This is a genomic window from Anaeromyxobacter sp. SG64, from assembly GCF_022690745.1.
GTDB lineage: Bacteria > Myxococcota > Myxococcia > Myxococcales > Anaeromyxobacteraceae > Anaeromyxobacter > Anaeromyxobacter soli.
Map to the genome: position 1 here is coordinate 1 of NZ_JALCZB010000141.1, position 8,093 is coordinate 8,093.

The window sequence follows — 8,093 nt, forward strand, 5'->3', positions numbered from 1 at the left end:
GAGGCGCGGCGTGGGCCGGCGCTGGCGGCGGACGAGCGCGGCCGGTGCGCCGGGAGCCCGCCCCAGCGCGGCGTCGCCGAGGGTGCCGGTGACGGCGACGAGGTCGCCCGCGCGCGCGCCGGTGCGGAGCAGCGCGCGCCCCTCGGGGACGGCGCCGATGGCGGTGACGGTGACGGACAGCTCGGAGGCGCGCGTGACGTTCCCGCCGGCCACCGCGACGCGGTAGCGCCGCGCGCAGGCGCCGAGGCCGCGGCCGAGGCGCACGAGCTCGGCGGGGCGCACCCCGGGCGGCACGCCCAGGCACACGAGGGCCCAGAGCGGCCGCGCGCCCATGGCGGCGAGGTCGGAGAGGTTCACCGCGAGCGCCTTCCAGCCGACGTCCTCCGGCGAGAAGGCGCGGTCGAAGTGGACGCCCGCCACCACCGCGTCCGCGGTGACGACGAGCTCCTCGCCGCGCGGCGGGGCGAGCACCGCCGCGTCGTCGCCGGGGCCGATCCGCACCCCCTCGCCGTGGAGCGGGAGCGCGTGCGTGAAGCGGCGGATGAGCTCGAACTCGCCGGGCGGCGGCCGCGGGGGCATCAGGAGGCGCGCCCGACGGCGGCGAGCGGGACGATGGGAGTGTAGGCGGGCGCGACGCTCGGGCGGAGCGGCAGCACGAGCGAGAAGGTGGTGCCCACGCCGGCGGTGGAGCGCAGCGCCACCTCGCCGCCGTGCGCCTCCACGAAGCTCTTCACGATGGCGAGGCCCAGGCCCGCGCCGCCGTACTCGCGCGTGGACGAGCCGTCCACCTGGTAGAAGACGTCGAAGACCTTGCCGAGGTGCTCCTCGGCGATGCCGATGCCGCTGTCCGCGACGTGGATGGCGAGCCGGTCCCCCGCGAGCGCCTCGGCGAAGACGCGGATCGCCCCGCCCGCGGGCGTGAACTTCACCGCGTTCGAGCAGAGGTTCACGAGGCACTGGCGGAGCTTGTCGCGGTCGGCCTGGATGCGGGGCATGGCGCCCGCCTCGCAGGCGATCTTGAGCCCCTTCTTGCGCGCGAGCGGCAGCACGGTCGCCACGGCGTCGCGCATGATCTGGGTGGCGTCCACGTCGGAGAGCACGAGCCGCACGCGCCCGGCCTCGATCTTGGAGATGTCCAGGATCGAGGTGATGAGCTGCAGCAGGTTCTCCCCCTTCTCCATGATGATGCCGAGGTACTCGCGCTGCTCGGCGGTGAGCGGGCCGCCGAGCCCCTCGAGCATCATCTCCGAGTAGCCGATGACGCTCGTGAGCGGGGTGCGCAGCTCGTGGCTCATGGTGGCGAGGAAGTTCGACTTGAGGCGATCGAGCTCCTTCAGCTTCGCGTAGCTGTCCTCGAGCTCGCGGTTCTTGTCCTGCAGCTCGCGGTAGCTCTCCTGCACCGCCTCGATGTGGAGCTTCGCCGCGATGAGGCTCTTGTGGCCGGTGAAGACCATCACGTCGAGGAGATCCATGAAGTGCTTCAGGATCTTCTCGGCGGTGGCGACCGAGACGCGCCGGATCTTCTGCTGGTAGCCCTTCGCGAGCTCCGCGTCGAAGTCGGGCGCGATGCCGCGCAGCGAGGCGGGCAGCTCGACGAGGTCGTCCGGGACGAACGGGCCGAACACCACCCGACCGAGGAGGTCGCCCTCGTAGAGGATCGGCTGCACCACGTAGCGGCAGCCGGAGAAACACTCCACGAGGACCGGGGCGGGCTCCTCGGGGAGCGGCTCGCCCTTCGCCTTGGCCACCGTGGCGATGCAGCCCTCGCGGCCGGCGGCCTTCGACCAGATGTAGCCGCAGAAGTCGGCGTTCCCCACCCGCACGTCCACGAGCTTGTTGCCCGCCTCGTCGAACACCTTGATGCCGACGCGGTACAGCTCGGAGAACGAGTGGCAGACGTCGCCGAACGCCCGGAGATCGAGGAGATCCCCGAGCGGCAGCCGCTGCTGCAGGAAGGACGGCGGCAGCGTCATCGCGCCGGCGCCTCCGCGAGCCGTGAGCCGCGCACGTCCACGTGCGAGAAGATCTGGCCGAGGAACTCGCGCTCCGACACCTGCCAGGTGGACTCGAGGCCGAAGCGCTTGTCGAGGGTGCGGTAGGTGAGCTGGAGCAGCGCGTGCAGGGTCTCGACGACGCCCTCGCCGCGGATGGCCACCGCCGGCACGATGCGCGGCTGGATCACGCGGAGCAGATCACCGAGCTCGCCGTCGCCGCGCGCGTCCTCGAGGTCGCGCTTGTTCATCTGGATGACGATGGGCAGGGACCTGTAGTCGAGCCCGTTCGCCTCCAGGTTCTTCAGCATGTTGTTCCAGTAGGCGAGCGTCGGCGCGGCCTCGCTGCGGCGCGAGTCGGCCACGAACGCCACCGCGTCGGTGCCCTGCAGCACGATGCGCCGGGTGGACTCGTGCATCACCTGGCCGGGCACCGTGTACAGCTTCAGCTTCACCTTCACGCCCGCCCGGGTGCGGAAGAACACGGGCATCATGTCGAAGAAGAGCGTCCGGTCGTCCTTCGTGTCGAGCGTCATGAGACGCCCGCGGATCTTCGGATCGATCTTCTGGAAGAGCGCCTGGAGGTTGGTCGTCTTCCCGGACAGCGCCGGGCCGTAGTAGACGACCTTGACGGCGATCTCGCGCGTGTCGGCGTTGAACTGGGCCATGCGGTCGGGTGGGGGCGACATTTCGCCCGGGTACCTACTCTAACCGATCAGCGCGCGATCCCCGATGTCCCCGCCCGGTGAACGGACGCCCGCTCGGACGGGGAGTCGGTGCTCCCTCGACGCACACCGCGTCTCGCGTCACGCCCGGTGCGGCGCCGGGGCGACCCCGCCACGCTGCCACCAGGCGCGCGCCTCCTCCACGCTCCGGAGGAGCGGGCTCTTCGGCAAGGTGGCGAGGAACGCGCGCCCGTAGCCCTTCGTGACGAGGCGCCGGTCGAGGATCGCGACGAGGCCCCGGTCGTCCCGGGTCCGCACGAGCCGGCCGAAGCCCTGCCGCAGCGCGAGCGCCGCCGCGGGGACCGAGAGCTCGGAGAAGCCGTCCCGCCCCTCCGCCTCGAGCGCGCGCAGCCGGGCCGCCACCACCGGATCTCCCGGCGGCGCGAACGGGAGCCGGTCGATGACCACGAGCGACAGGGCGTCGCCCGGGACGTCCACCCCCTCCCAGAAGCTCGCGGTGGCGAAGAGCACCGACGGCTCGGCGCGGAACGCCTCGAGGAGGCGCGCCTTGGGGCGCTCCCCCTGGAGGAGGACCTGGTAGGGGAGATCGCGGAGCGCCGAGTGCAGCGCCACCATGTTGCGGTTCGAGGTGCAGAGCACGAACGCGCGCCCATCCGTCACGGCGGTGAGCGCGCGGATCGCGCCGGCGGCGGCCTCGAGGAACCCCGGCGCGTTCGGCTCGGGGACCGCGGCCGGCGAGACGATGGCCGCCTGGCGCGGGAAGTCGAACGGGCCGGGGTAGCGTGCCTCGTCCACGTCGAACTCGGGCGCGAGGCCGACCTGGCGGCGGAAGTAGTCGAAGCGCCCCTGCGCGGCGAGGGTGGCGCTCGTGAAGACCACGGTGTCCGTGCGCCGGTAGAGGCGGGCCTGCAGCTCCTCGGCGACGTCGATGGGCGCCGCGCGCAGGAACACGCCCCGCCCGCGCACCTCGGCGAAGTACACGCGCGAGGGCTCCTTCATCGCCGTGACCGCCGCGAGCTCCACCCGCAGCTCGCCGGCGCGCCGCGCGATCTGGGCGAGCTGGGGCGCCTCGGCCTCGGCGAGGAGCTCGCGCAGCGCCTCGAGGGCGGCGTCGAGGCGCGCCTGGTCGCGCTCGCACGGCGCGAGGAGCTCCTCGACGAGCGGCGCGCGCACGCTCTCCTCCTCCTGGCCGCGGCGGGGGGTGCGGCCCCGGGGGGCGCCGCGCGCGCCGAAGCCGCGCTGCGGCCCGGCGCCGCCGCCGCCCGCCCGCAGCCCGTCGGCGACCGCCTGGAAGAACCGCTCGCCGGCGCGGCGCAGCTCGCCGGTCGCGTCGCGCATCATCGACGCGAGGTCGGGGCGGTCGCCCACCGCGCGCAGCGCGTCGCGGCCGAGCTCGTCCACCCGGTACGAGGAGACCTGGAGCCCGAAGTACTCGGTGGCGACCTCCTCGAGGGCGTGCGCCTCGTCGAAGATCACGACGTCGTAGTCCGGGAGGATCTCCACGCCCGCGCGGCTCGTGCGCATGGCGAGATCTGCGAAGAACAGGTGGTGGTTCACGAGGAGCACGTCGGACTGGCCGGCGAGCGCGCGCGCCTGCGTGACGAAGCAGTCCTCGTAGCGCTCGCACTCGCGGCCGGTGCAGGTCTCGGCCGTCGCCGACAGGTCCTTCCAGGTGTGGAGCTGGTCGGGCAGGTCGAGCTCGCTGCGGTCGCCGGTCTCGGTCGTCCGCGACCAGGCCTCGATGACCGGCCAGAGCGCCGCCTCCTCGCGCGCGGCGAAGGTCGGCGCGCGCGCGAACTCCGCGCCCCGCGCGAGGCAGTAGTAGTTCGAGCGGCCCTTCAGGTAGGCGGCGGCGAAGTCGAGGCCGCACCGCTCGCGCAGGAGCGGGATGTCCTTCCCCCAGATCTGCTCCTGCAGGGTCTTCGTGGCGGTCGAGACGATGACCCGCCGCCCGGAGAGCGCCGCGGGGACGAGGTAGGCGAGGGTCTTGCCCGTGCCGGTGCCGGCCTCGGCGACGAGGTAGCGCCGCTCGCGCAGCGCGCGCTCCACGGCGCGCGCCATCTCGAGCTGGTCCTCGCGGTGCTCGTAGCCGGGGAGCGCGCGGGCGATGCGGCCGTCCGGGCCGAGGACGTCCTCGACGGTGAGGGCGGCGGATGCGGGGATCAGGATGGGGCTCCGGGCGGTGCGGCGAGGAGGTGGAAGGCGAAGTAGGCGGCGGCGAGGAGGAGCGCGGCCGCGACGGCGACGAGGAGGCGCCGGATCGCCACGGAGCGATCCTTGGCGGGCGCGCTCCGCGGCAGGAGCGCGAAGCCCTGCACCGTCGCCCGGCGGATCACCTCGTCGCGCATGCGCGCCGCGACCGGATCGTCCGGACGCGCGGCCGCCGCGTCGCGATAGCGACGGCCGGCGAGGCCGAGCCCTGGGAGATCCTGGAAGCGCGCGAGGTAGGCGTCGTGCGCCGCCTCGTCCTCCCATGCGGCGACGACGCGCGCCCAGGCCTCGGCCTCGCCGGGGTCGGCCTCCGGCTCCGGCGCGGGAGCGCGGAGGGTCTCGTCGGGCGACGTCATGGGAACGCCGAGTCTAGCCGATGACGCCCCGGGACCGAATGGCGCCGCGAGACCCCGAAGCCGGTGCCCGAGCGAAGCGAGCGCTTGCATCGAGCCGTCGGCGGGGCGGGGGCGCCAGCCCCCGTGAACCACTGCAGCCCCCCGTTCAAAATGCCACCGGCACCGGCACGAACGTCGCGAAGAACAGGATCAGCGAGAAGATCGCGATGGCCCTGCGGCCCGGCCCGAGCGGCTCTTCCACGATCGCGGCCGGGTGGCCGAGCCCCACCACGAAGCGGGTGAGGAACCACCAGAGGAGCCAGCTCCAGGAGGCGAAGATCCCGGCGAGGAGCAGCGCCGCGCTCGTGAGGCGCGCGAGGGCGTGCGCGCGCCGGCGGCCGAAGAGCGCGTAGAGCACGTGGCCGCCGTCGAGCTGCCCGGCGGGCACGAGGTTCAGCGCGGTGACGAGCAGGCCGAGCGAGGCCGCCACGGCGACGGGGTGCATGACCACGTCGGTGCCGGGCGCGAGCGGGCCCACGACGAGTCGCTGCGCCGCGAGGGTGAGCAGGCTGTGGCCGAAGTGGATCACCTCGCCCGCGCCCTCCGGCGAGGGTCGGCCCGCGAGCCAGGAGAGGAACGCCCCGAAGGGGGAAGCCGGCGAGGTCGCCGCGGACACTTCCCGGATCTCCGAGTGAGCGAGCCCCCACACGAGCAGCGGGAGCGCCACGACGAGGCCGGCGAGCGGGCCGGAGGCGCCGATGTCGAGGAGCGCGCGCCGGGACGGGATGGGCGAGCGCATGCGGATCACGGCCCCGAGCGTGCCGACGCCGAAGGGCACCGGGATGAAGTACGGAAGGGTCGTGTCCACCCGCGCGCGCCGCGCGAGCACGTAGTGGCCCATCTCGTGGGTGAAGAGGATCCCGACGAGCGAGAGCGCGAAGGGGAGCCCCTCGAGGAGGACGCCCGGCGCCTCGCGGACGCGTGCGAGCAGCTCGCCGAGGGTGCGCACGTCCGCCGCGGCGGGCGAGAACAGCAGCCCGGCCCAACCGGTGGTGGCGAGGGTCGCGAGGAAGAGCGCGACGTTCGCGGCGGGGAAGCGGGCTCGCGGCCGCGGCCGCACGAGGACGTCGTCCATCCCGGGACAAGCTAACGGGCCGACCGCCATTTCGAAACGGCTCGCTCCGGCTGGCCGGGGCGGAACCCCGACGAGCTCTGCCGGGCAGGCGTCCGCCCCGGGGCGGCCCCCATCGAGCTACATCCCGCCGGCGCCGGGCCCGGCGAGCTCCTCCGGCTTCATCTCCCGGACGCCGTTCGAGTCCACGGTGAGGAAGAACAGCTCGCGCTCGGGCGTCCTATCGGCGCCCATCGTGAGCTCGCCGGTGGCGCCCTTGAAGCCGCGCACCGCCGCGAGGCCGTCGCGCAGCGCGGCGCGCGTCTGGGCGCGGTCGTGCTCGATCACCTGGCGCGCCATCCCCGCCGCGTCGTAGGCGGACGCCTCGAGGATGGTGGGCGTCTGGCCGGGGAACTTCCGCTCGAACGCCTCGACGAAGCGCTTCGTGCCCGGGCGCGCCGAGCCGGCGAAGAACCCGTCCACGTAGATGGCGCAGCGCACGTGCCGGCCCGCGCCGCCGGGCGACTGGTCGAACAGGCCCGGGTCGCCGCCCCAGCCGTTCGCGCCGAACAGCTGCACCGGCCGGAGGTCGGGGCGGCCGGTGAGCTTCTTCAGCTTCTCGAGCGCCTCGGGCTCGCAGGTCTGGGTGAGGACGTCCTCCACCGCCAGCGCGGGCGCGATGAGCTTCACGTTCTTCGCGAAGTCGGGGATGAAGATGGCGTCGAAGTCGGTGACGGGGGGGAGCTTCTCGCGCGCCTTCTCGAGCGCCTTGCGGCGCCGGAACGGATCCTTCTCCTTCTGCGCGATGTCGCGCGACTGCTCCTGCCAGTCGCCGCGCTCCTCGAGGTAGAGCTTGCCGACCATGCTCTTCACGAGCGGCGTGAAGGTGGTCCGGTCCGGGGCGTAGGTCTCGGCCGCGCGCACCTCGCCGCCGCGCGCCTCGAGGTCGTCCCAGAACGCGTTCGCGAGCTCCACGCCGTAGCTCATGGACGGGTAGAGGATCGCGAAGCGGCGCATGCCGCGCTTGCCCATGGCGAGGCCGACGAGCGCGTCCGCCTGCTCGCGCGCGGTGAGCATGTTCTGGAAGACGAAGGGCCCGGCGGCGGTGATCCCCTCCTGCTTCGAGAGCGAGACGAACGGGATCTGCAGCTCCTCGGCGGCTGCGGCGGCGCGCTCGCCCTCGGCGTTCGTGACGCCGCCCAGGACCGCGATGGCGCCCTCCTCGAGCACGAGCGCCTCGAGCGCCGCGGCGGCGCCGTCCGGCTCGCCGCGCGTGTCGCGCACCGCCACCTTCACGCCCGAGCCCTCGAGCGCGAGCGAGACGCCCTGCAGGATGGCCTCGCCCCAGCGCTTGAAGTTGCCGGAGAGCGGGACCGCGACGCCGAGCACGTTCGGGCGGACGTAGGTGAGGCGCGAGATCCGATCCACGAGCCGCTTCGCGTCGTCCGCGTAGGGACCGTGCGGCCAGCGCAGGAACACCTCGCGCGCCGTCGCCTCCGCGCCCGCGTAGTCGCGCAGGTGGAGGTGGACGCGCGCGACCTTCATCGCGAGCGGCTCCTGGAGCGGCGAGTCCGGCGGCAGCGCGCGGCGCAGCCCCTCGGCGTCCTCGAGCCCCAGGGCGTCCACCGCCGCGGTGGCGCGCGCGAGCGTCTTCGCCCGCGCCTCGCCCTCCTGGCCGGCGGCGAGCGTCGCGAGCCAGCGGACCGCGTCGGCCTCGGCGCCGGCGGCGGGCGCCGCCTCGGCGGCGGGGGCGGCGGCG

At 74.1% G+C, this 8,093-nt stretch carries 7 protein-coding genes; all 7 read right to left on the minus strand.

The window, feature by feature from the left end; all coding sequences use genetic code 11:
- A partial coding sequence (gene thiL, locus MNZ29_RS22745; RefSeq protein WP_242356868.1) for a thiamine-phosphate kinase occupies positions 1 to 579 on the minus strand: 579 nt, incomplete at its 3' end.
- On the minus strand, positions 579 to 1,973 hold the full coding sequence (locus MNZ29_RS22750; protein ID WP_242356870.1) for a cell wall metabolism sensor histidine kinase WalK: 1,395 nt from the start codon (positions 1,971 to 1,973) through the stop codon (positions 579 to 581). The genes MNZ29_RS22750 and thiL, both read right to left, overlap by 1 nt.
- Positions 1,970 to 2,659 (minus strand): ATP/GTP-binding protein, encoded by a 690-nt coding sequence (locus MNZ29_RS22755; protein ID WP_242356880.1) that lies wholly within the window; start codon positions 2,657 to 2,659, stop codon positions 1,970 to 1,972. The genes MNZ29_RS22750 and MNZ29_RS22755 overlap by 4 nt, the downstream gene beginning before the upstream one ends.
- A 138-nt stretch (positions 2,660 to 2,797) precedes the next feature.
- Positions 2,798 to 4,738 (minus strand): ATP-dependent DNA helicase, encoded by a 1,941-nt coding sequence (locus tag MNZ29_RS22760; RefSeq protein ID WP_242356872.1) that lies wholly within the window; start codon positions 4,736 to 4,738, stop codon positions 2,798 to 2,800.
- A gap of 101 nt (positions 4,739 to 4,839) precedes the next feature.
- Positions 4,840 to 5,244: a hypothetical protein gene (locus tag MNZ29_RS22765; RefSeq protein WP_242356874.1), complete on the minus strand. Its 405-nt coding sequence runs from the start codon at positions 5,242 to 5,244 to the stop codon at positions 4,840 to 4,842.
- A 145-nt stretch (positions 5,245 to 5,389) separates the two neighbouring features.
- A complete protein-coding gene (locus MNZ29_RS22770) occupies positions 5,390 to 6,358 on the minus strand; it encodes a site-2 protease family protein (RefSeq protein ID WP_242356876.1) in 969 nt (322 codons plus the stop codon).
- A 117-nt stretch (positions 6,359 to 6,475) separates the two neighbouring features.
- A partial coding sequence (locus tag MNZ29_RS22775; protein WP_242356878.1) for a penicillin-binding protein activator occupies positions 6,476 to 8,093 on the minus strand: 1,618 nt, incomplete at its 5' end.